Origin of the sequence: Acinetobacter sp. 18QD2AZ41W, from assembly GCF_009829025.1 — a bacterium.
Classification (GTDB): Bacteria; Pseudomonadota; Gammaproteobacteria; order Pseudomonadales; family Moraxellaceae; genus Acinetobacter; species Acinetobacter pseudolwoffii.
Map to the genome: position 1 here is coordinate 1 of NZ_WURP01000006.1, position 24,789 is coordinate 24,789.

The 24,789-nt window shown below is 46.0% G+C and carries 22 protein-coding genes, 4 tRNA genes and 1 pseudogene; 4 read left to right on the forward strand and 23 right to left on the reverse strand.

The window, feature by feature from the left end; genetic code table 11:
• The 19 genes and pseudogenes from GVV58_RS09810 to GVV58_RS09900 all read right to left on the reverse strand — a co-directional run.
• Nucleotides 1-76 (reverse strand): annotated as a pseudogene (locus tag GVV58_RS09810) (elongation factor Tu); the annotation flags it as partial.
• Between the two features lie 150 nt (nucleotides 77-226).
• Nucleotides 227-301, reverse strand: a tRNA-Thr gene (locus GVV58_RS09815).
• Nucleotides 302-318: 17 nt separating this feature from the next.
• Nucleotides 319-394 (reverse strand) — tRNA-Gly (locus GVV58_RS09820).
• A 38-nt stretch (nucleotides 395-432) separates the two neighbouring features.
• Nucleotides 433-516 (reverse strand) — tRNA-Tyr (locus GVV58_RS09825).
• Nucleotides 517-570: 54 nt separating this feature from the next.
• Nucleotides 571-646: transfer RNA gene (locus GVV58_RS09830), tRNA-Thr, on the reverse strand.
• A gap of 98 nt (nucleotides 647-744) precedes the next feature.
• Nucleotides 745-2,238, reverse strand: coding sequence for an anthranilate synthase component I (gene trpE / locus GVV58_RS09835; RefSeq protein ID WP_005095263.1), 1,494 nt, complete (start codon nucleotides 2,236-2,238; stop codon nucleotides 745-747).
• A gap of 108 nt (nucleotides 2,239-2,346) precedes the next feature.
• Nucleotides 2,347-3,015, reverse strand: coding sequence for a phosphoglycolate phosphatase (gph, locus tag GVV58_RS09840; RefSeq protein ID WP_100329455.1), 669 nt, complete (start codon nucleotides 3,013-3,015; stop codon nucleotides 2,347-2,349).
• Nucleotides 3,016-3,093: 78 nt separating this feature from the next.
• Nucleotides 3,094-3,753, reverse strand: a complete 660-nt coding sequence (locus GVV58_RS09845; protein ID WP_159516450.1) for an FHA domain-containing protein — start codon at nucleotides 3,751-3,753, stop codon at nucleotides 3,094-3,096.
• Between the two features lie 63 nt (nucleotides 3,754-3,816).
• Nucleotides 3,817-6,069 (reverse strand): type II secretion system secretin GspD, encoded by a 2,253-nt coding sequence (gspD, locus tag GVV58_RS09850; RefSeq protein ID WP_159516451.1) that lies wholly within the window; start codon nucleotides 6,067-6,069, stop codon nucleotides 3,817-3,819.
• Between the two features lie 38 nt (nucleotides 6,070-6,107).
• Nucleotides 6,108-6,971, reverse strand: a complete 864-nt coding sequence (locus GVV58_RS09855; protein WP_159516452.1) for a type II secretion system protein N — start codon at nucleotides 6,969-6,971, stop codon at nucleotides 6,108-6,110.
• Nucleotides 6,971-7,714: a type II secretion system protein N gene (gene gspN, locus GVV58_RS09860; protein WP_005095254.1), complete on the reverse strand. Its 744-nt coding sequence runs from the start codon at nucleotides 7,712-7,714 to the stop codon at nucleotides 6,971-6,973. The genes GVV58_RS09855 and gspN overlap by 1 nt, the downstream gene beginning before the upstream one ends.
• Before the next feature lie 181 nt (nucleotides 7,715-7,895).
• Nucleotides 7,896-8,222, reverse strand: coding sequence for an H-NS histone family protein (locus tag GVV58_RS09865; protein WP_167381258.1), 327 nt, complete (start codon nucleotides 8,220-8,222; stop codon nucleotides 7,896-7,898).
• Between the two features lie 142 nt (nucleotides 8,223-8,364).
• The gene (locus GVV58_RS09870; RefSeq protein WP_005173055.1) at nucleotides 8,365-8,793 is read right to left on the reverse strand and encodes a thioesterase family protein; all 429 of its coding nucleotides are present in this window, start codon (nucleotides 8,791-8,793) and stop codon (nucleotides 8,365-8,367) included.
• 8 nt (nucleotides 8,794-8,801) lie between these two features.
• Nucleotides 8,802-9,995 carry a heme biosynthesis protein HemY gene (locus tag GVV58_RS09875; RefSeq protein ID WP_159516453.1) on the reverse strand — a complete coding sequence of 398 codons (1,194 nt, stop codon included), beginning with the start codon at nucleotides 9,993-9,995 and terminating at the stop codon, nucleotides 8,802-8,804.
• A gap of 6 nt (nucleotides 9,996-10,001) precedes the next feature.
• Entirely contained in the window at nucleotides 10,002-10,838 is an 837-nt protein-coding gene (locus GVV58_RS09880) for a hypothetical protein (RefSeq protein ID WP_005173060.1), read from the reverse strand.
• Entirely contained in the window at nucleotides 10,835-11,614 is a 780-nt protein-coding gene (locus GVV58_RS09885; protein ID WP_100356940.1) for a uroporphyrinogen-III synthase, read from the reverse strand. Before GVV58_RS09885 ends, GVV58_RS09880 begins: the two co-directional genes overlap by 4 nt.
• The gene (gene hemC, locus GVV58_RS09890; protein WP_005095241.1) at nucleotides 11,614-12,537 is read right to left on the reverse strand and encodes a hydroxymethylbilane synthase; all 924 of its coding nucleotides are present in this window, start codon (nucleotides 12,535-12,537) and stop codon (nucleotides 11,614-11,616) included. The genes GVV58_RS09885 and hemC overlap by 1 nt, the downstream gene beginning before the upstream one ends.
• Nucleotides 12,538-12,644: 107 nt before the next feature.
• Complete coding sequence (locus GVV58_RS09895; protein WP_005095238.1) at nucleotides 12,645-13,385, reverse strand: LytTR family DNA-binding domain-containing protein; 741 nt, start codon at nucleotides 13,383-13,385, stop codon at nucleotides 12,645-12,647.
• Nucleotides 13,386-13,454: 69 nt separating this feature from the next.
• Complete coding sequence (locus GVV58_RS09900; RefSeq protein WP_159516454.1) at nucleotides 13,455-14,609, reverse strand: histidine kinase; 1,155 nt, start codon at nucleotides 14,607-14,609, stop codon at nucleotides 13,455-13,457.
• On the opposite strand from GVV58_RS09900, the gene argH reads away from it, so the two are divergent.
• Both argH and GVV58_RS09910 read left to right on the forward strand, forming a co-directional pair.
• A complete protein-coding gene (argH, locus tag GVV58_RS09905; protein WP_171294103.1) occupies nucleotides 14,600-16,030 on the forward strand; it encodes an argininosuccinate lyase in 1,431 nt (476 codons plus the stop codon). The two genes, GVV58_RS09900 and argH, sit on opposite strands and share 10 nt — an antisense overlap.
• A gap of 29 nt (nucleotides 16,031-16,059) precedes the next feature.
• Nucleotides 16,060-16,329, forward strand: a complete 270-nt coding sequence (locus tag GVV58_RS09910) for an oxidative damage protection protein (protein ID WP_005095230.1) — start codon at nucleotides 16,060-16,062, stop codon at nucleotides 16,327-16,329.
• A gap of 599 nt (nucleotides 16,330-16,928) precedes the next feature.
• On the opposite strand, the gene pgsA is transcribed toward GVV58_RS09910, so the two are convergent.
• From pgsA to uvrC, 3 genes are all read right to left on the reverse strand, one after another.
• Nucleotides 16,929-17,516 carry a CDP-diacylglycerol--glycerol-3-phosphate 3-phosphatidyltransferase gene (pgsA, locus tag GVV58_RS09915; RefSeq protein ID WP_005095228.1) on the reverse strand — a complete coding sequence of 196 codons (588 nt, stop codon included), beginning with the start codon at nucleotides 17,514-17,516 and terminating at the stop codon, nucleotides 16,929-16,931.
• 107 nt (nucleotides 17,517-17,623) lie between these two features.
• On the reverse strand, nucleotides 17,624-18,418 hold the full coding sequence (locus GVV58_RS09920) for a thioesterase family protein (RefSeq protein ID WP_159516455.1): 795 nt from the start codon (nucleotides 18,416-18,418) through the stop codon (nucleotides 17,624-17,626).
• A gap of 115 nt (nucleotides 18,419-18,533) precedes the next feature.
• The gene (gene uvrC / locus GVV58_RS09925) at nucleotides 18,534-20,333 is read right to left on the reverse strand and encodes an excinuclease ABC subunit UvrC (RefSeq protein ID WP_005173083.1); all 1,800 of its coding nucleotides are present in this window, start codon (nucleotides 20,331-20,333) and stop codon (nucleotides 18,534-18,536) included.
• Between the two features lie 224 nt (nucleotides 20,334-20,557).
• Here uvrC and GVV58_RS09930 point away from each other — a divergent pair, with 224 nt between their 5' ends.
• Nucleotides 20,558-21,619, forward strand: coding sequence for an AAA family ATPase (locus GVV58_RS09930; protein ID WP_159516456.1), 1,062 nt, complete (start codon nucleotides 20,558-20,560; stop codon nucleotides 21,617-21,619).
• Between the two features lies 1 nt (nucleotide 21,620).
• Here GVV58_RS09930 and GVV58_RS09935 read toward each other — a convergent pair whose 3' ends face one another.
• Nucleotides 21,621-22,049, reverse strand: coding sequence for a PH domain-containing protein (locus GVV58_RS09935; protein WP_035337533.1), 429 nt, complete (start codon nucleotides 22,047-22,049; stop codon nucleotides 21,621-21,623).
• Nucleotides 22,050-22,632: 583 nt separating this feature from the next.
• On the opposite strand from GVV58_RS09935, the gene fadB reads away from it, so the two are divergent.
• Entirely contained in the window at nucleotides 22,633-24,783 is a 2,151-nt protein-coding gene (gene fadB / locus GVV58_RS09940) for a fatty acid oxidation complex subunit alpha FadB (RefSeq protein WP_005173108.1), read from the forward strand.
• Nucleotides 24,784-24,789: the final 6 nt, after the last annotated feature.

The window sequence follows — 24,789 nt, forward strand, 5'->3', positions numbered from 1 at the left end:
TTTTACCATGGTCGACGTGACCAATTGTGCCCACGTTAACGTGTGGCTTATTACGTTCAAACTTAGCCTTAGCCATGTTAATACTCCTCGTTTACGTCGAACACAATTCTGAGTAAAACCCAGTTCCGACATGTCGTTTTAAAAAACCAAATACCAAATACTTGAAAAGCAGACTAAATAGCCTGCTTCTGGAATATTGTGCAATAAAAATTGCTAAACTGTAATCTGGAGCTCTTATCGAGATTTGAACTCGAGACCTCTCCCTTACCAAGGGAGTGCTCTACCACTGAGCTATAAGAGCAAATATTAGCACTTCAATGGAGCGGGAGACGAGGGTCGAACTCGCGACATGCAGCTTGGAAGGCTACCGCTCTACCAACTGAGCTACTCCCGCACGATGTTGGTACAAACCACTTATTGAAGTATTAAAATTGGTGGTGAGGGAAGGATTCGAACCTTCGAAACTTTCGTAGCGGAGTTACAGTCCGCCCCCTTTGACCGCTCGGGAACCTCACCATTTTACACTTACATCAGTGCTGTTCTTTACTCAACCCTTGAAACTCTCTAAGATGGTGCCGGCACACGGATTCGAACTGTGGACCTACTGATTACAAGTCAGTTGCTCTACCAACTGAGCTATGCCGGCGTTTCTTAGTGTTTCGTACGTTTCGTATCGGAACGGTGTGCAGTTTAGCAAAACTCACAAACCATGCAAGTGTTTTTTTCAAAAAAAACCCCAAAAACTCATAAAATCAAACCATTTGATGATAATTCAACCGCTTTGATCACTGCGCGAGCTTTTATTTGGGTTTCATTCCATTCAGATTCGGGATTTGAGTCGGCAACCAGCCCTGCTCCGGCCTGAACATAGACCTTATTTTCACGGATCACACAGGTACGAATCGCAATCGACATGTCCATTTCACCATGCCAGCCTAAATAACCGACAGCGCCACCAAAAATTCCACGTTTTACCGGCTCAACTTCGTCAATAATTTCCATGGCACGAATTTTTGGTGCACCTGAAAGCGTACCGGCAGGGAAAGTTGCCTTGAAAACATCCAAGGCATCGACATCGTCACGCACTTCACCCTGTACATTCGAGACAATATGCATGACATGCGAATAACGTTCGATCACCATTTGATCAGTCACTTGAACTTTACCAATTTTTGCAATGCGTCCGACGTCATTGCGCCCCAAGTCAATCAGCATGACATGTTCGGCAATTTCTTTTTCATCAGAGAGCAAGTCTTGCTCAAGGGCCAGATCTTCTTCCTTGGTTTTGCCACGTGGTCGTGTGCCTGCTAAAGGACGCACTGTGGCAATGCCATTTTCCAAACGCGATAAAATTTCTGGTGATGAACCGACAATATGGAACGGTGTATTGTTTTCCAAGGTTTGCCCTTGTACCAGAAACAGATACGGCGAAGGATTCAGATGACGTAGCGCACGATAGACCTGTAAGGGATCACCATCGAAATCTGACACCATACGATGCCCGGGCACCACCTGCATCACATCGCCAGCACGAATATATTCTTTGACCTTTTCAACCGAGGCAATAAAGTTGTCATGTCCGGTTAGAGATTCAAAATGTGGTGGACTATGTTTTTCAGCTTTCAGGCTAATCGGTGTTGCCAGAATATTTTCTAATTCATTTAATTGTTCATGTGCTTTTTCATAAGCAATCGGGTCAGCTGCATCGGCATGCACAATCAGAAATAAGGTATCTTTTAAATTGTCAAAGACAATGACGGTTTTAGACAACATCATCCAGATATCAGGCAAGCCAACCGGATCTGCTTCAGGCACATTTTTGAGTTTGGGTTCAATATAACGCACGGCATCATAACCAAAGTAGCCCACCAGACCGCCAGTGAAGCTTGGCAATGCAGGTAAGTCCTGTTGGGTCGGCACTTTAAACTGAGCCTGAAAGTCACGAATATAGTGAAAAGGATCTGCACAGTGCTGCTTTTCAATCGAGCCGTCCGCATGCTGTACCGTCAGTTCACCGGCATTACAGGAAAATACCGTAGATTCGCCCAGCCCAATAATCGAATAGCGTGCCCAGTTTTCTCCACCTTCGACAGATTCAAACAGATAAGCCTGCTGATGCTGCTTAAGACGCGCGAAAATAGAAAGTGGGGTATCCGTATCAGCCAGACGCTGACGGTACACTGGAATCAGGTTATAGCCTTGTGCAGCAAGTTGCTGGAATTGTGCTTGTGTGGTCATGCGGTTTTTCTCTTTAAATTGGGTTTACTCAGTGTATAAATAGACTTGAACTGAGCGACGCCATCGAAAAACCTGATCACTATTCATTTTATTTTCCTAACACCCTAATTAAGCAAGCAATTCACGTAGATCATCTACAATTTCTTGAGGATGACAGTCTGCTATATTTTCACCGTGATTATAGCCGTAGCTCACCACAATACAATCAATCCCGGCGCGACGTGCAGCCTCCACATCATTGGAAGAATCCCCGATCAGCAACACCTGTTCTTTCGTTACACCATACTGTTCGACACAGTGTAATAATTGACGCGGATGCGGTTTACGCTCGCTAAAACGGTCGCCACCAATGGTCTCGGCAAAATAATGTGCCATATCCAATGTCTCTAAAATAGCACAAGCAGGAAGCTCCGGCTTATTGGTGACGCAGATCAGGGTTTTGCCCTGCGCTTTGGCCCAGTCGAGAAACTTCAGAATCCCGGGAAATGGAACGGTGTCGACACAAGGATCGACATTATAAATATCCAGAAAAGTATTCAGCAGCTCCTGATGCTGTGCGGGTGTAACTTCACCGACCAGATGTAGCAATACACTTTCACAAAATATCGAGGTGCCCTTGCCCACCCAGGTACGAACCTGCTCTTCCGTGACCAAAGGCAATTGCAACACATTCAGGCTCATATTCATGGCACGATACAGGTCATGCGCCGAATCAACCAAAGTACCATCCAGATCAAACAAGATCAGTTCACGCTGTTCTAATTGTGCAATAGACATCCCGACCCTCTTTTATATTATTCGCAGCCACAAAAAAGGCATGCGCTGTGCATGCCTTGATTGTAACCAATCATCGGCTTATTTAAACATTACCCAAGCCATAATTGCCAAAATAATCAATACAATCACTGAAATCAAACCAACAGACACATTTTTCTGGGTTTCTTTTTCCTGCTCTACCCGTGACACAGGCTGCTCAACCGGCATTCGCGTAGGTTCTGGTTTCACTACAGCAAGATCGACGCCTTCAGGAATCGGCGCTGGTTTTGGAATCCCAACATGGGTTGGCATACCATCTCGGGTCAGCTGGACTGAGGCATCTCGCTGTGTCAGTTCCGGTATACCCTGTTCATTCATTTGCTGTGCAGGGCTTGGCTCTGTCACTTCCACCTGTTCCACGACTTTTTCTGCCGTCGCTTCAACTTCTGGTGCGACTTCTATTGCAGCGACAGGTGCCAGCACGGAAAATTTCAGGCTGGCAAACTGAACAATATCATCCTGCTTGAGCAAGGTTTCCTGCACAATCTGCACATCATTGACAAAAGTGCCATTAGATGAACCCAAATCCTGCACCCAGAGTGCGTCATCTTTCAGTAAAAATGCAGCATGCTTGCGAGAGATTTCTGCAGCCTGCAATACAATGTCTGCGGCCTGATGACGCCCCACCAGCATATCGCGGTCAATACTAATCTCTTGCCCTGTCAAGTCGCCTGTAATCGCGTGTATTTTCCAAGTCATGAAAGTTACTTCTCTTTTCTCTTTGACATTATCATAACATGCTGACTGTCCATGCTACATCAGCTAGCTTTTCGGTCGCAGTGTGGTGGTGGTCACGGTATTTTGACTCTTTTCGACTTGTTGTACCGATTGTGACTGCAATGCCGGCTCGATCGCCATAGGCGTCACTACAGCAGCGGCCGGCCGAGCGGGTACTGGTGCAGTGGGCACAGTTTGATAAGGCGAATTTTGCAGCGGGGTTTTTGAGACCGGAATACGCTGTTGATAGACATCATCGACCTGATCCGGCAGCTTGGCAAAGTTCCCGTCAGAATCCAGTGCCAGTTGCAGGCTGTAGAGTTGACTATAGCGTTTCTGGGTCAGTTTACTGACTTCATTTTTATCCCCCACAATGGTCGGATGGATAAAGATCAGCAGATTGCGTTTCTGGTTGGATTTCCCTTCAGAACGGAATAAACGTCCAATCCCTGGAATGGCTCCCAGACCTGGAACCGCCTGACGGCCATAACTGGTGTTGTCCGAAATCAGCCCCCCCAGCACAATGGTTTGCCCATGTTCAGCCAGAATCGAGGTTTTGATCGCACGTTTGCTGGTTACCAGATCCTGTGCTTGGCCTTTGCTGGCTTTGACATCCGAGACTTCCTGTTCGACTTCTAAACGCACTGTGCCATCTTCGCCAATATGCGGTACTACCTTTAAGGTGACCCCGACATCTTTACGCTCAATGGTGGTATAGGGATTGGCTACACCAGACACTCCTGTAGATACCGAACCGGTGACAAATGGAACGTTCTCACCGACCACAATATAGGCCTCTTCATTGTCCATGGTCACAATGGACGGCGTAGACAACAGATTCGATTTGGTGGTTTCTTTCAGGGCTTGAATCAGCGCACCATACAGACGGCGTGAACCATCACTGCCTTCACGATAATCGCCGAGCACCAACGAAGTCCCAGCTCCCACGGTACTTGCAGCACCTGCACCACCGCCGGTGAGATAGCCGGCTGCCACATTTTTTAGACTGGTACCAAAATTATCAAAGTTAATCAGCCCAATACCGCTACTGATATCTCCCAAGGCCCATTGCACCCCAAGCTGATCGGCATCTGTACCTTCTACTTCGATAATGGCAGCTTCAATCAGTACCTGTTGACGGCGAATATCCAGCTGATTAATTGCTGATTCGATTTCCCGCATCAATTGCGGATCGGCCTTTACCACCAAAGAGTTCTGTGTGGCATCTGCAATAATACTGACCCCGTTTGCGCTAAAGCTGCTAATTCCGCCCGGCTCGGTATTCATACCCGTATTCAACTGAATACCGGAGGAAGTATTACTACTGTTATTGCTGCTGTTACTACTATTATTTAAATTACTGCCAGAATTGAGCAAAGATGAACTCGAAGAGCTACCACTAGCGTTTGCATTACTGCTCACCGCCTGCCCGGTCACCAGCCCCTGCAAGATCTCTGCAAGATTTTTGGCACTGGCATATTTCAGACGAAAGACTTTCAAACCGCCCAGACGGTCTGCCGCTGGCACATCCAGAGTTTCAATAATTTGACGCACGCGCTTACGTGTCGTGGGATCACCCTTAATAATAATCCGGTTAGTCCGGGTATCGGCGATGACACGCACCCGTGAACCGCGAACATCTTTGGCGGCACCCGTGGCCGTCATGGACTCGATCAGTTCGATCATTTCCTCGGCCTGACTCGATTGCAGACTGACCGCTTCAATATCATTTTGGCCGGTACCATCCAGATTACGAATGATGGTTTCCAGCTGATAAATATTATTGGCACGATCCGACACAATCAGCGCATTGGTGCCCGGCACTGCTGCCAGATGTGCAAATTGTGGCATCAAGGGGCGCAGCGCTGGAATCAGGTCATTCGGATTGGTATTTTCCAGCCACAACACCCGAGTCACGATCTGGTCGCCACTGGCACGGCTTCTGGCATCATAGGGAATGCCCGAGCTTTTGACATTGCTGTCCGGTACCAGCTTGATGGTATTGCCCGAAGGAATTGCCACCACGCCATTGACATTCAGCACCCCTAAAAACAGGTCATAGACTTCATTTTTATTCAGCGCTTTATTGGAAATCACCGTCACATTGCCACGCACCCGCGGATCGACCGCGAAGTTCTTGCCGGTAATGTCGGCCACTTCATTGATGAAAGCAGTCAGGTCAGCATCCCGCAGGTTGATTTTCCAGGTTTGTGCATAGCCCGCCGTACTGATCATTGCGATGACTGGTGCCGCCACACAGAATGCCCATGCTGATCGATTATTATTAAATAAAGCCATAAACTTTCGTGTTTCCTAACCCTATGCGTGATGACACATCACTTCAAATCTTGTTGTATGGTCATCACCTGATCACCACGTTTTATTTCGAGTTTGACCTGACCTTCACGTCGAGCCTGTTCCAGTAATTGCGCCTCGGTTTGTCCCTGGCTCAACGTCTGGCCGTTTAAAGACAAAATCCGGTCTCCAGGTCTTAAACCGAGCCGATTACGCAGTGCAGCCGGTGTGCGGGAGGTGATTTCAAAGCCCCCATCCGATGCACTGACCCCCATATTCTGTAAATACTGGTCTTTGTTTTCCTGCATCTGCTGGATTGCGCGACCAATTTCATTTTGCGCTGAAGGCGAGTTCTGTGTTTCAGCCGTATTACTGGTATCTGTATACGGGGCAGACAGCGAATTAGATCGTGGTGCGGCCGGCACAATAGGCTGATTTAAGCCATTTTCCAGACCCTTGAATAACACTTCATGAGTGGCACCGGTTGCTCTGCGCAGAATGACCCGATCCCAATAGACCTCGGCCAGCTCAAAACCACTACTGCCCAGCATTTCTCCAACGCGATAACGATCCACCTGATCATTGACTTTCAGCACCGCAGAAGAGTTATAGCTTGGACTGGCAACCACCACGCCTTGCAAAAGAATATTGGCAGCTTCTGCTCCTGCCGCTGTTTGTCCACTTTCCTGAAACAGCGAAAATGCACTGATATTGGGGATTTGCGCCTGTTGTGAACCCAGTTCCACCCGATCCAGCTGCATAGCTTGAGGTGGTGCAATCAGCAACCAGAACATGGCCGCCAGTTTCCAGCATAAATATAGAATCAACAACAGCAACACGACAGGCGCAACACGATTGGCCTGTTTCAGATCGATATTTTTTAGATCGCCAAGAGAAATGGCCATTAGTTCAAGCCTCCCATTAGGGGTTGGCGGGTACTAATCACATAAGTATCCAGGCCAGCTTTACCTTCATAGGAGGGTGCATTCATTAAAAAGCGCTGGGTAAGCTGGATATCGAGCATCAGACTGGGATCAAGCTTTATATTCAGCATACGTTGCTCTCGGTTATCCCGAACGTCGAGTAAGAGCTGTCCGCTCTCATCTGCCAGTTGTCCGGTCATGGCCGGTACATTCATACGTTCCTGACGCTGGGCAAAGCTATAAATCAGCTCACCACCCGCCCATTGCATTTGCCCGGTCACCTGACTGAAGCCTTGTTCCTGTTTATATTTAAAATCCACCTCTTTAAACTGAATAGCAGTCGCTGGCCATTGCCAGTCTGCCACTTTTTTTAAGGTTTCCGGCGCGAGCTGACCCTCAAGATTTTTGACGATCAAGGCTTTATTCAGCCCATAGCCCATGACCCCTGAAAGCTGAGTATTGCCGCTATGCAATTCAACATCTGCCCCAACTCGCAGCAACAGCAAGTCCAATGGCCGTACTTTCCAGTTCAGGCTGCCCCGCAAATTACCTTTTTTCCAGTCAGCACTGCCCTGCCAGATATTCCCGTTTACATTGTGCAAGGCCTGATTATTTTTATAAAATTTTGAAATCAACCAGGCAGCTGGCACTTGCAGGATCACAAAGACAAAAAACGCCACAAGAGCAAGGATGAACCATCTTAAAGTTTTAGGTTTATTGCTCATCCCACCACGACCAATATCTCAAGTCTAAATCCCCATTTATAATGTTTTCCTTATACAGACACATTATGCACACTTTTTTCCCAACGCCAATTCATAGATATAAAAAAACCAAGCAATCATGCTTGGTTCAGCAATCTTAGACTGTCTGTATGACAGCCTAATGACGAGATCAAATCGAGGCTTAGATCAAGAAATCTTCAAGCTTGGCACCTTTGTCCAGCTCTGCCACCAACCAGCGCGGCTGCTTGCCACGACCCGTCCAGGTGTCATCTGGGTTGCTTTTGCTACGATAACGTGGCTCTACCGATTTACGTGATGATTTCTTGCGTTTAGACGCGCCAAATTCAAGTAACTGTTCAACCGTCATACCTACTTTGTCAGCAACGGCCAAGATTTGCTGATAAGCATCTTCGATCTCTTGGTCTTTTTTTGAAGCAATCAGTGATTCTGCTTCGGCTTGTAAACGCTTTAACTCTTCTACTGATAAATGAGTAATATCTGGCATAATGCTCTCCGATTAAATAATATTATTTGTTTTGTTAAATAATACCCCATCATATTTATATTAAATAAAACATTCAATATAAATATTTAAATCAATAACAATAAAGTTTAGAAATAATGACAAAATTAAATAATCAATTCATTTTTTAGATTTCATGTCCGGCTGTTAATTCAAGTGCTTCGATTTTCTTTCGGATATGTTCTGGAATTTGAGTTTTCTGCAGGGTTTTTTGATCAATACAAACAATAACCGCTTCAGAAGTTGCTACTATACTTTGCTGTTTTTCACTCCATAATAAATAATGCATGCGGAATGCACTATTTCGAATCTCTTCAATACGTGCTGCAATTTTTAAATGATCTGGAAAAACCACCGGTTTTAAATAACGGCACTGATTTGAAGAGACCACCGTAGAGACCGATTCATTCAGTAAATCCAATGCATCCAGATAAGCCAGACGTGCATTTTCTATGTAACGATAATACATGGCATTATTCACATGACCCAATGCATCCATATCTCCCCATGCCACGCTCTGTGCATAAACCACTGGATATTGTTGTAATTCTGACATGATGATTCTCAAATTTTAATTTCGATAAAGTTTACATTGGATTCAAATACTGCATTTAACTGCTGGAGCAAGTCTTCACGGTCTTGTAAGGCCGCTTTAATTCTCAAATAACTCATACGAATATCATCAGGATATAAGTCAAGCAAATGCTGGGCTTCCTCTGTATAACCGGTGGCCTGTAACACATGCCATTTTGCAAAACTCAAAATCGGTAATGCCGGATACTTGGTTTCCCAATGCGAAATCTGCTGTGCAATATGATCATAATCCGGATTCTGCCGTAACAATTGCTGTTGAAACCACAAATAAAATACGTCCTGATTAAATTGTTGCTCTAATAAATGAATTGCCATTGTTTCATGTTCGGCACTCATTTCAGGTATTCTGAATAATAATTTCAACCATAATAACTTGACTGTACAGTCACGATCAAATACTTGCTTTTTTAAATCTAAATAACGCTGTTGTAAATAAATTAAATCATCTTGTGTGGCTTGATCATAGGCCAATAATAATTGTTCAAGCCATATTTTTTTTACTTCTTGTTCTAAATGTCCATATTTAGTCGAGCGTAAATATAACCAGGGAAACTGTATGGCAAATACGCCCCATAATGTGGTGAGTCGCTGTTCATAGGCTGGTTTCACCTGTATTAACCATGGTGATAATTCATGCTGATTTAAAAATTCTAAATGGGTCAGTGCTTGCTCACCTTGCTGTTGCGATAAATAAATTTCAATTCGCTGCAATTCTGCCAACTCAAATGCCATCGGGTTAGACTGATTTAAAGCAGTCAAGGCATCTGTATATTGCTGTTGCCCCCAAGATAATCGTGCATCAATAATATGTTTGAGTAAGCCCGACTTGCTAAAAGACTGCTGAATAAAATCCCGTTGATCCTGAGCTGCATTTAATAACCAGATTACAGCCAGTTGTTCATAAGGATGTAAATGGGCAAAACTAAATACGGTTTCATTTTTACGCTGTTCACGGCTGCGATACTGTTTGATCGCGTACCAGAGGCAATGGATCAAAAAACTGAACGTGACCAGTGAGGCCGCCAAAAACCACAGGCTAGTTTGTAACTGCCACTCACGCCAATATAAATAGACATAGCCGGCCCCATGCCCATAACTCAGGATGCTCAGCCCCGCTATACCCAGTAGGCAGATAAATAAATAGGCCAGCAAAATCTGTTTCATAAGCAATTAGCCAACTAAGGTGCGTGTATTTAATAAAGGCGTTGGAGTGACCGGTGTGGCCTTGATTTGATGCAACTGCTGAATCCAGTACTGACTACGTGCATCCGGTAATTGCTCCAAGACATCAATCACCGCATTCAACGCTTGCTGAAAGGCGACAGATTGATCTTGCTGCAACGTATTTTGTGCAATGAGCAAGCGCAACTGAGCTTCTTTCAATACCAGATGCCGTTGCATTAATACGGTACTCGGCTGCTCTGCAGCTTCGATCTGAATCCAGCGCTGCCAGAAAGAGCGTTGAGTTTCCAAACTTTGAAGATGCGGAGCCTGAATTTCTTTTTCAATTTCAGCATCCATCTGCATCAATACTTCTTTTAATTTATTTTGCTGCACCAAGCGACTATTGACGAATTTTTTCAGCATGTCCTGATCTTTCGCAATCACTTGCTGCAGACTACTGACCAAGGCGGGCGCCAAGACATACTCATCCAACTCATTCTGCAGGTGGTTTAGTTTTTCAATGGCGGTGGCATATTGTTGCTGTTGTAGTGCAAATTCAATCAGATCCAGCTGCTGTTGTACGAGAGCAATATCATTCTGCGTGTCAGCAGTTAGCACTGCAGCTGCTGCCTGAGCTGAGGGAGCGCCTGCATTTTGCTGCTGGGCGGTAAACTGGCGTTTTAATGCCACAAACTGATCATTGAGATTGGCATTTTGCTGGTGCAACTGTTTAACACCTTGATGAAGTTCAGTCTGCGCTGCATTGAGAACATAAAGGTCATAGCTGAGTTTGATGAGCCACACCACACTCAAAATGAAAAATACAATAAATAGTTTCTTCATGCGTTCCCTAGTATCAGCCTCATTTTTTGCAAGATCGTATTCGCCTCTAAATCATCAATTTGCACAAATTCAAACCCTGCCTGATGCTGCTGTTGATATTCCCCAAGAAGAGTGGCCAAACGCGGCCCCAAAACCAAATAACGGGCCTGATGCATTAAATCCGAATTATCCTGCATTAATGTCAGCCAGTTTAACCAGCTTGCTTCACTGCTGATTAGCACGGCAAAGCGCTGCTGCGCTTCAAGCAATGCCAGGTTTTCTGCCAAAATCATTGCTGTGCTTGCGGGGCATTGCCGCCGATATAAAATAAAATTCAAAATTTTGATATTATTTGCGCGCAGATGATCCATCATAAATTGACGACCACCTTCTCCGCGCCAGAAGGCCACAGCTGAGCCAGCAGGCAGTTGCCTTAACACGGGTAATTGCAACATGCCTTCCGAAGTTTCAAGTTCAGGCACATGACTTTGAATACCATAACCAGCCAGCGCCTGCTCAGTGGCTTTACCCACCGCCACCCATTGCACATCTGCCAAGCGCGATAAGATAATTTCCGCTTGCTGTAAATATTGCATGCCAATCTGGGCGGCAGTCGGACTGACCACCACAATGATTTTGGCCTGATCCAGCTGGCGATACAAGCGTAACAGCTCGTCGGAATAAGGCTGTGCATGCAATTCCAGCAAAGGCAATTCTAGTACAGAAATCTGCGCTGCCTGTAACTGCTGAGTCAAACTCGCAGCACGCTCACTCGGACGGGTATTAATCAGTAACATCAGTTTGAATAAAGTGCTTTCAGCAACTCGCCTGCACCTTGATCGAGTAAATTTTTGGCCAATTCCACCCCTAACTGTTCAGCTTCTGCAATTTTTCCAGTGTGCTGTGCACGCAGCAAAACCGTTCCATCAACACTGCCAACGCGACCTTCGATTGAAATCACATCATTCTGGAGCGTGGCATAGCCGGCAATCGGCACCTGACATCCGCCTTCCAGATAGGCATTAAAGGCACGCTCAGCACGCACGCAGGCATCCGTTTCTGCATGTAATAATGGCTGAATCAAGTCCAGTACCGCCTGATCATGGGTACGGCATTCCAGCCCCAGTGCACCTTGACCTACGGCCGGTAGACTGATTTCAGGAGTCAGAGTATGACGAATACGTTCTGCCAGACCTAAACGTTTCAAACCGGCACTGGCCAGAATAATCGCATCATACTGACCGGCATCCAGCTTGGACAAACGTGTACCGACATTCCCGCGCAAATCAATGATTTCGAGATCAGGACGCTGTTTTAAAATCTGGGTTTTACGGCGCAAACTGGAAGTGCCCACTTTGGCGCCCTGTGGCAATTCATCAAAGCTGGCATAGGTATTCGAGACAAAGGCATCCAGTGGATCTTCACGCTCACAGATCACCGCAAGGCTCAGCCCTTCCGGCAATGCCATCGGTACATCCTTCATGGAATGTACGGCCAGATCGGCACGACCATCGAGTAAAGCAGCTTCTAATTCTTTTACAAATAGACCTTTACCACCAATTTTGGCCAGCGGCGTATCTAGGATTTTATCGCCCTGTGTAACAAAAGTGACTAACTCGACCTGCAAACCAGCGTGCAAATCTTGTAGGCGCGCACGGATATGTTCCGCTTGCCAAAGCGCAAGTGGACTTTGTCGAGTTGCAATTTTTAGGGTCTTCATAAATTTCAATAACAGTAAATGAGAACAATAGTCTAAACTTAACCTGCTCACTTTAAAATGCAAGTGAATTTATACAAGTTTCAACTGAATGCTCTCATTGATTCCTGCTATAGCTTTTGAATCCGATCCCTTAAAAATGGCAAATGTCGCCGACTGACCGCTAAACGGTCGTCCAGCTCACGACAACGCACCTGATACTGACCTGAACTGACCACTTCCAGACCATCCAGATAATTCACCGAGATCAAGGCATTACGGTGAATCCGGATAAACTGGTTCCCAAACTCCTGCTCTAGCTCCTTTAAGGTTTCATCAATCAGTACACTGCCGTTTTTATGACGTACAGTGACATATTTCTGATCCGCCAGAAAATAATAGATATTTTCAACTGGCACCAATTCGACACCACGATAGGTCTTTGCCGCAATCTGCTGGCGGCTGATATTGATTTCGTCCATATTTTCTTTTTGTTTTAGTTGGCTCATCTGAGCTTGGGTAAGTTTAGTTAAGTGCTCCAAAACCTGTGCCAATTCCTGTTGCATCACGGGTTTAAGCAAGTAGCCTTCGGCATTTGATTTAAATGCATCCAGCGCATGTTGGTCATAGGCCGTACAAAAGATAATTGCCGGCATCGGGTCCAGCTGACGCAAATACTGCGCACAAGCAAGGCCATTCATTTCAGGCATTTGAATATCTAATAGTATGACATCGGGTTCGTATTGGTGAGCCAGATCAATCGCTTGACGACCATGACTTGCAGTCGCCACCACATCATGCCCCAGCTGAGAGACTAAACGTGATAATCGCTCGACAGCCAAAGGCTCATCATCACAAATCAGGATGTCCATTGCTCCTCCTTACCCAGTTAACATGATCAAATACATGATAAAGCTAACTGCGATTTCTTTGATTTATTTTTATTTATATTGATATCGCACTACCGTCGTAAACATCCCTTCGCCGGCAAAGGTTTGAAAGGTCATACTGGGTCCGTAATAAGCTTGCAGACGCTGTCTGACATTTTCTATTGCAATACCATGCCCCTTTTTTAAAGTTTTATTATCCTGCGTATAAGGGTTAGTAATAATGATATTAATTTGATTTTGCAATATTTCAACCAATATGCTTATCGTACTCTTTGTGAGAATTTTTTCAACTCCATGGAAAATACTATTTTCTAACAAGGGTTGTAAAGTTAATAATGGGATTTGTACTTGTGAGTATAAGTCTTTGTTTTCTAACTTCCATTCGATTTGCAGGCGTTCACCCAAACGGATCTGCTCAATCTCCAGATAGCGCTGGCACAGATCAATTTCCTCTTGCAGACTGACCAGTTTCAACTCCTGAAAACTGGCACGAAATAAGCGGGACAGATTCAGCAGCATATGTTCGGCTTTATCCGGATCGATGCTGATCAGGCTAATCACACTGTTCATACTATTGAACAGAAAATGCGGTTGAATCCGCGCTTGCATGGCCTGAATCCGGGCATTCAGTTCACTATGCTGCTGCTGTTCCCATTGTTCACGCAAATACAGGTAGCGAAAACAAAACATACCGAGCAAAACACCCAAACTGAGATGTAACCCAACCTGATCCAGGGCAATTGCCAGGTTTAAGCCCTGAAAATTAAAATTCATTCCAAAATGTATCACAACATTCAGACTGATGGTGGTCAGCACCACAATGGCCTGTAGTAGCAAAAAACCGGAAATGAGCGCCAGCTTAATCCCCATATGCTGAAAGGCCTGATGGAATAATTCCACCAGTGCTGCAAAACATAACAGTACCCAGTTGATATACAGCATATATTGCAGCAGATACATCGCATTTAAAGCTTGCCACGACTGTGCTTCTGCGAGCGCTAGAATCATGGCCAGAATATTGCCGCCGACAAACAGTTCCAGCAAATAGCGAAGATTGCCAATCTGGCTAAAAAAATAGGAACTTTGTGTTTGCCCGTTTATCGATGCGAAAGATTGAGCAGATGTGACTTCGGCAATGGGCTTTGAATTTGTTATACTCTTTTTCGTTCTACTGCTTTTAATCTGATTGAGCCGACATGACCACATCTTCTAATTCCTCTAATCCATCACAAGCCCAGACTTCGGGTATGTGGGGTGGTCGTTTCTCTGAAGCGACTGATGCTTTTGTTGCTGAATTTACAGCATCTGTTCAATTTGACCAACGTTTTTATAAACAGGATATTGCAGGCTCGATTGCCCATGCAACCATGCTGGCCAAAGTAGGCGTACTGACGGCACAGGAACGCGATGACATCATCGAAGGTCTGACTGCCATTCAAGCCGATATTGAAGCAGGTAAGTTCGAATGGCGCATTGACCTAGAAGATGTGCACATGAACATTGAGTCGCGCCTGACTCAGCGTATTGGCATCACAGGCAAGAAATTACACACTGGCCGTAGCCGTAATGATCAGGTCGCAACTGACATTCGTCTTTATGTACGTGATGAAATTGATGCGATTTTAAAATTACTCGAAAAATTACAAAAAGGTATTTTAAGCTTGGCGGCTAAAAATACCGATACCATCATGCCGGGCTTCACCCATTTACAAACCGCTCAGCCGGTGACTTTTGGTCATCACTTAATGGCCTGGTTTGAAATGCTGGTACGCGACTCTGAGCGTCTGATTGATTGCCGTAAACGTGTCAACCGTATGCCACTGGGTTCTGCTGCACTTGCAGGAACCACCTACCCGATTGAGCGTGCTTACACCGCTGAGCTGTTAGGTTTTGAAGCCGTTGCTGAAAACTCTTTAGACGCAGTATCGGATCGTGATTTTGCAATTGAATTTAATGCCGCTGCATCGTTAATTATGATGCACTTGTCTCGTATGTCTGAAGAACTGATTCTATGGACATCTGCTCAGTTCAAATTCGTGAATATTCCAGATCGTTTCTGTACAGGCTCTTCAATCATGCCACAGAAGAAAAACCCGGATGTGCCTGAACTGGTACGTGGTAAAACCGGCCGTGTCTATGGCGACCTGATGAGCCTGCTGACCCTGATGAAAGGCCAGCCGCTGGCGTACAACAAAGACAATCAGGAAGACAAAGAACCCTTGTTTGATGCGATCGATACGGTACGTGGCTCATTGATGGCATTTGCCGACATGATTCCTGCACTGGTTCCAAACATTGCTGAAATGCGCGAAGCAGCGCTACGTGGTTTCTCTACTGCGACTGATCTGGCAGATTACCTGGTGAAAAATGGCGTGGCATTCCGTGATGCGCACGAAATTGTCGGCAAAGCTGTAGCACTGGGTGTTGCAGAGTCGAAAGATTTGTCTGAGCTGACACTTGAGCAACTTCAACAGTTCTCTGACCTGATTCAGGCCGATGTATTTGAAAAAGCGTTAACACTTGAAGCATCTGTGAATGCACGTAACCATATTGGTGGAACTGCACCTGCGCAAGTCGAAGCTGCTATTGCCCGTGCTTATACTCGCTTAGAAAATCTTTACGCTTAACTTTTTTAGCTTAAATTCGGAGTATTGATATGTCTCGACAAGTATTTTGCCGTAAGTATCAACAAGAAATGGAAGGCCTGGACTTTGCACCCTTCCCAGGCCCCAAGGGTCAGGAACTGTTTGACCATGTGTCTAAACAGGCTTGGCAGGAATGGCTCAAACACCAGACTACGCTGATTAATGAAAAGCGTTTAAACGTATTTGAACCGGACGCGAAAAAGTTTCTAGAAGAACAACGTGAAAAGTTCTTTAGCAATGACGAAACTTTGGAAAAAGCTGAAGGGCTAAAGCCTGAGTGAGGATTAGTGGAGCGCTGCTCCACCCGAACGCAAGACAAGCAGCTATGCTGCGCGTAGGCTTTAATCTAAAAGAGTCTCTTTTGAGGCTCTTTTTCATTTCTGAAATTATAAATCTTTCTTTCCAATAGCGCTTTCAAATTTCAAGAACAGAGTAATAGCAGCAAGCTAAGTTATTGATGTCTTGAATTCAGGGTTTTAATTGGGCGGCGGCCGGTATTCTGTACTTTTTAGACAAAAGCTGAAGGATTAAAAAGCATTTTTACCTAGCCTATCCCCCGCCAATAGTCAGCCACTATCCTGCTGAAAAACATTCATATTTGTATCAAAATTATAGATTGTAAATCCTACATACAGACTGATCACAAAACACAACAATCTGCTACAAGAAGTCATATGATTTTGTAAAATGGTCTCTTTATAATGAGCTCTAAGAAGATGAGATATCTTTGAATAACTATAACAATAAGCAACAAATACCCCGATTTCATCCCAGTTCTTCCCCCAAAGGCTGGGTATTTTTTTGCCTGTGATTTATCAAATTTTGATAATTTCGGAGCATAAAAAAAGCCCCTTTCAAGGAGCTTATTTTTTAATTTTGCTTAAGGCTGTTTCAAATAGGGCCAAGCCGCTTTCAGATAAATAAACATCGACCATAAAGTCAGGATGACTGCTGTGTACAATAAGGCATAGGCCAGCATTTCCAGTGGTGGCCAGTTCAGCAAAAACACGGTAATCGCAATCATCTGAAAAGCCGTTTTGTATTTACCCACGGTTGATACTGCAACATTGGTTCGTGCACCCAGTTCTGCCATCCATTCACGTAATGCTGAAACAGTAATTTCACGTGAAATAATCACAATCGCAGCAAAAGCCATCGACATCGAAGGTTGCCATTGCACCAATACAATCAGCGCAGCTGCGACCATCAATTTATCTGCGACCGGATCGAGAAAACGGCCAAAAGCAGAGGTCTGGTTTAAAGTTCGAGCCAGATAGCCATCAAACCAGTCCGTCACTGCAGCCACTACAAAAATTGTGGTCAAAATAATATGCCGTGTCATGTCGGAATGGTTGGCTTCAAAGCCCATTGCAGGCGGCCAGTAAGCCACCAATAAAAATACCGGAATAAGAGCGATACGCGCCAAGGTCAAGATATTTGGAATATTCAGGATACGACCTGTAGTCATAGACACCGCCAATTGTTCCCCTCATGTACGATGAAAATGCACACTTTTTTAGAGGTTTGATCCATCATTAATAGGCTTCACTTTATACGAATTGGCTGTCAGTGTCACTAGGCAAACACCGTCACTGTTTGTCTTGCCATCGCAATCAGGCGATTTTCTGCATCCCAGAGATAGGCATGCTCGGTTGCATAACCATCCGCAGCATGATTCGTAAATACTTTATATTTAAACCAATCATGCAGTTGATGCTGAAGCGGATGCACATAAGTCACGCTCCAGGTCAGACTACTCGCGGGTGCCATACTTTTAAACATCGGCAGTACACCAGGTGGCCAGATGTCGAAAATTGCCATCAGGTCAGCGATCAGGAATTCACGATTGCTATGCTTTTCAGGATGAAAACGGCACCAGCCGCCAAAGTCCGGACGTGAGCTGGCACTACAAGGCAGATTGACGTCCGCCCAGGCGATTTCAAAATGGTCATAACATTCTGGCAGGCCATAACCAGCAGGAATCTGCAACAGCTGCTCTGGTGCAGCATAGTCAGGTGCCTGTTCTTCTTGCTGCACCTGAATTTCCGAGTCACGCGAGATACCAAAACTGGCAATCAGAATACTTTGTACTACCTCGTCTTGCCATAGACGCACTTCGATGGTGGCGACCGACTTACCTTCCCGCAAAATTTCAGCACTTAGTCGCACTTTCGCCTGTTGGATCGGCCCAACAAAGGTGACGCTGCAACTGAGCAGATGTTTGGCCGGATCATTGATCTGAATAACCGCTTTTTGCATCATCATTGCTGCAGCCAGACCACCATACAGGGTGCGCCCCTGTAACCATCCTGATGGAAATTCCACCCATTCCTGTTCGGAAATTTGTGCATAAAGCGCCTGCAAAGACATGTTGATCCCTCAGTGAGTCTTGATCCTCAGTATATTGAGTCAAGCTTGCTCTGCTGTGAATGATCAATGACCCGTGCGTCAATGTGCTCTTTTGCCCTTGCATTGGGCTTGATAATTATTCATGCAGCACTTTATAGATCATCCGCGCCATGACTGAACCCAATCCCGGCACCAGTTGCAGATCTCTTTCTGAGGCTTTCAGTACGCCCTGAATCCCGCCAAAATGGGTCAACAGGTCACGACGGCGTTTTGGCCCAAGGCCCGGAATGACTTCTAATACCGATGAACCGCGTTTTTTATCGCGTTTGGCGCGGTGCTTGGTAATCGCAAAGCGATGCGCTTCATCCCGCACCTGCTGAATCAAATGGAGTGCCTTATGATCTTCTGGCAACTGAATCTTGCGACCATCGGTAAAGTGCAGGGTTTCCAGACCGGGTTTACGCCCCTCGCCTTTGGACACACCGACCATAAAGGCCTCCAGCCCTAGTTCCTGCATCACTTCCATCGCCATATGCAGTTGCCCCTTGCCGCCATCAATCAGGAGTAAATCTGGCAGCATGGCTTTTTTATAACGACGGGTCAAAGCCTGACGCATGGCGGCATAGTCATCGCCCGCCTGAATGTCATGGATGGAAAACTGACGATAATCACGTTTACGTACCCCACCACTATCAAATACCACACAAGATGCGATAGTGTCTTCACCCATGGTATGCGAAATATCAAAACATTCGATCCGGTCCACCGGGCGGCCGACCACCTGTTCCAGCTGATGGAAACGGTCATTCAGCTCAAAATGATTGGCCAGCTTGCCCTGAATCGCATGCTGTACATTCATTTGTGCCAGTTCCAGCCATTCCGCGCGGGTTTCTCGTACCTTGGACTTGATCTGGATTTTCTTGTCAAAATGCTGCGACAAGGCAGCTTCCAGTTCCTTGCGATCGGCCACTTCGACATTGACAATCAGCTCGGCCGGAATTTCATCCGCCACCTGAAAATAGAAATTGGCAATAAAATCGGCCAGCATCTGCCCCAGATCATCACTGAGCATATCCGGGAAATAGCTTTTTCCGCCGAGCATTTTACCGTTGCGCACATGCATGATCTGCACACAGGTCACCCCGGCCTGATAAGCAATCGACAGGATATCGGCTTCGCCTTTGAGCTTATAAATCGCCTGCTGTGACTGTACATCTCTTAACAGTGCCATCCGATCGCGATAGAACACGGCTTTTTCAAATTCCAGAGCTTCGGCTGCCGCTTCCATTTTTGCGATCAGTTCCTGATTCAGCTCCTTGGTATCGCCCTGCAAAAAGCGAATCGAGTTATCCACATCTGCTTTGTAGTCTTCCGGAGAGATAAATCCGACACAGGGCGCAGAACAGCGCTTGATCTGGTATTGCAGACAAGGACGGGTTCGGTTGGCAAAAAAGCTGTTTTCACAGGAACGCACATTAAACAGTTTTTGCAGCACCACCAAGGTATCCCGGGCGGTATAGGCACTCGGATAAGGCCCAAAAAACTTGCCGACCTGATGCTTGCCCTTGCCGCGCCCACTGGCCAGTCGTGGATAAGGTTTATCTGCGGAAACAAAGATATAGACATAAGATTTATCATCGCGCAGCATGATGTTATACGGCGGATGATGCAGCTTGATCAGGTTCTGTTCCAGCAACAAGGCTTCGGTTTCAGAGCGCACCACCAAGGTCTGAATATCATAAATCCGCGCCACCAAGGCCTGGGTTTTGGGATGATCCAGCGTTTTGACAAAATAGCTGGAGACCCGGTTTTTTAGATTTTTGGCTTTCCCCACATACAACAGTTCGCCGTCTTTGCCATACATCCGGTAGACCCCGGGCAGGCTGGTCATATTGGCCAGAATTTTCTCGATATGAGGACGTGCGTTTTCGTTCACCTAAAGCCTATTTTTTACATGCAATCTGCAGATATATGTGATGATTATTCGGTTATTTTCAAGCGAAAACACAAAATTCCCCTCAACTTGACACCCAATTTAAAACTATAGCTCAGCCATCTTTGCAATCTATAGCTTTCTCCGCATGATCTGATTGCTAAAAGCTCTAAATTTCAACCTTTAACTTTGCTATGCTCAAAGGGTCTAGTTTTGAGATGATTCGCATGACCATGCAGCAATCGGGCATCCATATTGTTCAACCATCCAGCTCCACCCATCACCCCTCTGAGCGTGATCGCCGGATTGGCAAACCGCGTTTTCATTTCGAGCCGAATCACGTGATGCAATTGCTGCGTGAACGGATGATTGGACAGGATGCCGCACTGAATGAAATTGAAAAAATGCTGCATGTGGTCAAGGCCGATTTCTCCAGTCCGGAGCGTCCACTCTCGGTCACCTTGATGCTCGGCCCAACCGGCGTGGGTAAAACTGAAACCGTGCGTCTGATTGCCGAAGCGATTTATGGTCGTCCGGATGCTTTCTGCCGGATTGACATGAACACTCTGGCACAGGAACATTATGCCGCGGCACTCACCGGTGCGCCGCCAGGTTATGTCGGTTCTAAAGAAGGTCACAGCCTGTTTGATGAAACGGCGATTGCCGGCAGTCATACCCGTCCCGGCATCATGCTGTTTGATGAGCTGGAAAAAGCCAGTAACGAGGTGATTCGCGGTTTGATGAATGTGCTGGATACTGGCCGATTGACCCTGACAGCCGGAACCAAAACTATTGATTTTCGTAACTGCATGATTTTTATGACCAGCAATGTCGGCGCACAGGCGGCACAGCAATATCTGGATAAACTCAGCTACCTGCCACAGCAAATGCAGGCACTGTGCCTGAAACATGTACCCACCCAGCGCATTATTGAAAAAGTCATGCAGCGTAAATTCGATCCTGAATTTCTAAACCGGATTGACCGCAGCCTGCATTATCAGGCGGTACAGCATGATGCCCTGCCGCGTCTGGTCGAAATTGAACTGGAAAAACTCAATAAACGCCTGCAACATCAAAACCGACAAGTACATTTATCGGATGCAGCCAAAGCCTATTTTTATCAAGGGCATGATATTCGTTACGGCGCCCGGCATTTGGGCCGCAAGCTGCGTACCGAACTGGAACCGGTTCTGGCGCTGTATTTTTTAAGCCAGCCCGAGCAGTTCAGTCTGCATCTGGACTGTGTCGATGGACAATTTGTGGTTCTGCCTGAGCAAGTAAAAGCTTAAATCATGCAGACTCAATATCCGGTTTATTTGCTTGAATCGCTTGTCTAAAAGTGGTCGGATCTTTAGGTGAAACCAATACAAATTTCTGCACGCCGTCTTCCGTATAGTCAATCCGCAGACGCTTTAAGGACAAGGCCGGTGCAATAATGGAATGATCCGTCGGCTGAATGGACTGGATGGCGCTCAACGGAATCTGCCAGCTCAACCACAGGCTTTTAATGCTCAACACCCCATTTTCCAGCACATAGCGCGTACTCCACAGCGGCCACCACAGAATAATAATGGTCAGAATGTAGATGGCAGTGTGCAGTGGATATTGCTGCAGGGTGCCTTTGGCCTGCATGGTCAGCAGCAGTTGCAGTAACAGGCCACTCATACAGATCAGAAAAGCGACCAGCCACCAGTCTTTTTTGGAACGAAATACCTGCATCGAGATCCCCATATCTATGTGCCTAATCATCATAAACAATTCTGTGCCAGATGACAGAGGTCATATCCAACAGAAGCACTGTTATTTCAGGCCTAGCATCAACATAGGCATGCTGGGGCTGAAATCCTCAGAAAACCCTCGACTAAAACAATCAACTGCAGTTTTATTGCGGCTGATCCGAAAATATCTATACATGCCTGCACGCCATGTACTGAGCGAGATTCAGCCCTGATTTTCCTTGTTCCACAGGCCGATAATTGACTGAATTGACCAAATAGCAGCAAAGCCTGCCCTTGAATATTGTCCACCCTGCTCCATATCAATCAGGCTAATCGATAAAAAATAATGAATTGAAACAGAATCTTTAGTTCAGGCTGTGGTCAAAAACGGCAACAAAAATACAGCGCAGATGGAATCGATTCGGCAAAAATTGATGACCCTTGCGTCACGGCTTGATACAACTTGTTATGTTCTTTTTGGATATAGTTATCGTAAGATTAGCGAAGTCTAAAAGTGCGCGGGATATGCGCATTTGCTTCACAACATCAACTTAGAAGTCCTCCAAAATAAAGGAGATCAGGGCATGATCCACGCTGGCAATGCCATTACCGTCCAAATGCTAGAGGACGGGATTGCAGAATTCCGCTTTGACTTACAAGGTGAGTCTGTTAACAAATTCAACCGTGCAACGATTGAAGATTTCAAGGCTGCTATTGAAGCCGTCTCCCATGCCGATATTCAAGGTCTGATTGTCACTTCAGGCAAATCTACATTTATTGTCGGTGCCGATATCACAGAATTCGGCGATAACTTTGCTCAGGGTGAACAAGCGATTGTTGACTGGGCGATGCCGGTACATGAAATTTTCAACAGCTTCGAAGATCTCGACATTCCTAAAGTGGCGGCCATTAATGGTATGGCACTGGGTGGTGGTTTTGAAATGTGTCTGGTGTGTGACTACCGTGTCATGTCAGAACAGGCGCAAGTCGGTCTGCCTGAAATCAAGCTGGGCATTTTCCCGGGCTTCGGTGGTACAGTGCGTTTAAGCCGTCTGATCGGTATCGACAATGCTGTAGAATGGATGGCCATGGCCAACCCGAAAAAGCCTGCTGCTGCACTAAAAGACGGTGCTGTAGATGCGGTGGTTGCTGCTGACAAACTTAAAGATGCTGCACTTGATCTGGTCAAACAGGCGATTCATGGCCGTTTAGACTGGAGAACCAAGCGTCAGGAAAAACTGGATCCGGTTAAACTCAGCCCGATTGAACAGATGATGGCGTTTAACTCATCGAAAGGCATGGTTTTGGCCAAGGCCAATCCGGCTCAATATCCGGCGCCAAAATTACTGCTTGATTCATTACAGGCCGGTGCGAGCCTGCATCGTGATGACGCGTTAAAAGTTGAAGCTGAAGGCTTTGCCAAAGCTGCAGTTACGCCACAAGCAGGTGCATTGATCGGTTTGTTCCTGAACGACCAGATCGTGAAAAAAACCTCGAAGCGCTACGAAAAAGGTGCGCATCCGGTAAACCAGGCGGCGGTACTTGGCGCTGGGATCATGGGTGGTGGTATTGCTTATCAGGCGGCGAGCAAAGGCACACCAATCATCATGAAAGATATTGGTAATCCACAGCTTGCATTGGGTATGTCTGAAGCGAACAAACTGTTGACCAAACAGGTTGAACGCAAAAAAATGACACCAGCGAAAATGGGTGAAACGCTTGCACGTATCCGTCCGACTTTAAGCCTGGAAGAGTTTAAAGAAGTGGATATCGTGATTGAAGCGGTAACTGAAAACCCTAAAATCAAAGCTGCTGTACTTGCTGATACTGAAAAATCAGTACGTGAGAACACCATCATTGCTTCAAATACGTCTACGATTTCGATCACGCGTCTGGCTGAAAGCCTGCAACGTCCTGAGAACTTCGTGGGGATGCACTTCTTTAACCCGGTACATATGATGCCTTTGGTTGAAGTGATCCGTGGCGCGAAGACCTCTGACGAAGCCATTGCAACGACTGTGGTACTTGCTCAGAAAATGGGTAAAACACCAATCGTGGTGAATGACTGCCCGGGCTTCCTGGTCAACCGCGTATTGTTCCCTTACTTCGGTGCATTTGACCTATTGCTTAAAGATGGTGCTGATTTCCAGCAAATCGATAAAGTGATGGAAAAATTCGGCTGGCCGATGGGCCCTGCTTACCTGATGGACGTGGTCGGTATTGATACTGGCGTGCATGGTGCAGAAGTGATGGCTGAAGGCTTCCCGGATCGTATGAAACCGGACTTCAAAGGTTCGATTCAAACCATGTATGAGAACAAACGTCTGGGTCAAAAGAACGACGTGGGTTTCTACAAGTATGAGCTTGACCGTAAAGGCAAAAAAGCCAAAGTGGTTGATCCAACTGCATATGAGCTTGTGGCCTCTGTTGCAACTGTGGAAAAACGTGAATTTGATGCTCAGGAAATCATTGACCGTATGATGCTGGCTTTCTGTAACGAAACGGTTCGTTGCCTGGAAGACAACATTGTCGCGACTGCTTCTGAAGCAGATATGGCAATGATCATGGGTGTCGGTTTCCCTCCATTTCGTGGTGGTCCATGCCGTTACATCGATCAAACCGGTGTAGCTGAGTATGTTGCGCTTTGCAATAAGTATGCGCACCTTGGTAAAGCTTATGAAGCGCCAGAAATGTTGCGTGAAATGGCTGCTAACAACAAAAAATTCTACGGTTAAGGAGCA

Excerpts from the sequence above, each read along its gene's own strand:
- trpE (WP_005095263.1), bottom strand. The coding sequence starts at position 2,238 with ATGACCACACAAGCACAATTCCAGCAACTTGCTGCACAAGGCTATAAC.
- gph (WP_100329455.1), bottom strand. The coding sequence starts at position 3,015 with ATGTCTATTGCACAATTAGAACAGCGTGAACTGATCTTGTTTGATCTG.
- GVV58_RS09845 (WP_159516450.1), bottom strand. The coding sequence starts at position 3,753 with ATGACTTGGAAAATACACGCGATTACAGGCGACTTGACAGGGCAAGAG.
- gspD (WP_159516451.1), bottom strand. The coding sequence starts at position 6,069 with ATGGCTTTATTTAATAATAATCGATCAGCATGGGCATTCTGTGTGGCG.
- GVV58_RS09855 (WP_159516452.1), bottom strand. The coding sequence starts at position 6,971 with ATGGCCATTTCTCTTGGCGATCTAAAAAATATCGATCTGAAACAGGCC.
- gspN (WP_005095254.1), bottom strand. The coding sequence starts at position 7,714 with ATGAGCAATAAACCTAAAACTTTAAGATGGTTCATCCTTGCTCTTGTG.
- GVV58_RS09870 (WP_005173055.1), bottom strand. The coding sequence starts at position 8,793 with ATGTCAGAATTACAACAATATCCAGTGGTTTATGCACAGAGCGTGGCA.
- GVV58_RS09875 (WP_159516453.1), bottom strand. The coding sequence starts at position 9,995 with ATGAAACAGATTTTGCTGGCCTATTTATTTATCTGCCTACTGGGTATA.
- GVV58_RS09880 (WP_005173060.1), bottom strand. The coding sequence starts at position 10,838 with ATGAAGAAACTATTTATTGTATTTTTCATTTTGAGTGTGGTGTGGCTC.
- GVV58_RS09885 (WP_100356940.1), bottom strand. The coding sequence starts at position 11,614 with ATGTTACTGATTAATACCCGTCCGAGTGAGCGTGCTGCGAGTTTGACT.
- hemC (WP_005095241.1), bottom strand. The coding sequence starts at position 12,537 with ATGAAGACCCTAAAAATTGCAACTCGACAAAGTCCACTTGCGCTTTGG.
- GVV58_RS09895 (WP_005095238.1), bottom strand. The coding sequence starts at position 13,385 with ATGGACATCCTGATTTGTGATGATGAGCCTTTGGCTGTCGAGCGATTA.
- argH (WP_171294103.1), top strand. The coding sequence starts at position 14,600 with ATGACCACATCTTCTAATTCCTCTAATCCATCACAAGCCCAGACTTCG.
- GVV58_RS09900 (WP_159516454.1), bottom strand. The coding sequence starts at position 14,609 with ATGTGGTCATGTCGGCTCAATCAGATTAAAAGCAGTAGAACGAAAAAG.
- GVV58_RS09910 (WP_005095230.1), top strand. The coding sequence starts at position 16,060 with ATGTCTCGACAAGTATTTTGCCGTAAGTATCAACAAGAAATGGAAGGC.
- pgsA (WP_005095228.1), bottom strand. The coding sequence starts at position 17,516 with ATGACTACAGGTCGTATCCTGAATATTCCAAATATCTTGACCTTGGCG.
- GVV58_RS09920 (WP_159516455.1), bottom strand. The coding sequence starts at position 18,418 with ATGTCTTTGCAGGCGCTTTATGCACAAATTTCCGAACAGGAATGGGTG.
- GVV58_RS09930 (WP_159516456.1), top strand. The coding sequence starts at position 20,558 with ATGACCATGCAGCAATCGGGCATCCATATTGTTCAACCATCCAGCTCC.
- GVV58_RS09935 (WP_035337533.1), bottom strand. The coding sequence starts at position 22,049 with ATGCAGGTATTTCGTTCCAAAAAAGACTGGTGGCTGGTCGCTTTTCTG.
- fadB (WP_005173108.1), top strand. The coding sequence starts at position 22,633 with ATGATCCACGCTGGCAATGCCATTACCGTCCAAATGCTAGAGGACGGG.